The sequence below is a fragment of the Escherichia sp. AM3 genome (assembly GCF_032029835.1).
Lineage (GTDB): Bacteria > Pseudomonadota > Gammaproteobacteria > Enterobacterales > Enterobacteriaceae > Escherichia > Escherichia coli.
In genome coordinates, this window is record NZ_JAVUPQ010000535.1 from 1 (window position 1) to 516 (window position 516).

General features: G+C 50.0%; 1 protein-coding gene. It reads right to left on the reverse strand.

Going from position 1 to position 516, the window contains the following annotated elements; translation table 11 throughout:
* The coding region (gene fliD / locus RTW80_RS27080; RefSeq protein ID WP_312721177.1) for a flagellar filament capping protein FliD at nt 1–516 on the reverse strand (516 nt) is incomplete at both ends.

Here is a 516-nt window from a genome sequence, read left to right on the forward strand (position 1 = left end):
GTTTAACGAGGTCATTAAAACGTCCAGTTGGGTAAATTGTTCTTTATAGCGCGCGACCTGCGCATCAATGCGATCGCTGGCGGCGTTGTAGTCTTTAGTTAATTTATTCAGGGTCTTACTAACGCCATCGGTAGCGGCTTTAATAATGCCCGTTGTCGAAAGCCAACTGGTCAGGTTGCTGCCGATGGTGGTCGTGATGCCGGTTTTTTTACCATCGCCAACAATCAATGCACCTACGCCGCTGGCATCTTTTTTCAATGCAGCGGTGAGTTTGTCGGCATCCAGTTCCAGTTTGCCATCGCTGGGATCGGTCGTGATACCAATCTGCGCCAGCGTTTTATAGTTGGAAGAACTGACGGTATTACTCAGCATCGACTTCAACTGCGTCTGAATCGTCCGCAACGTGGAGTCGCCGAGCAGTGCGCCATTGCTAGAACTCTGGCTATCAGCTCCCGCATCTACGGCGGTGTATTTGGTCAGGCTGCTGAAGGTATCTATTAGCGAGTTATAGGCATT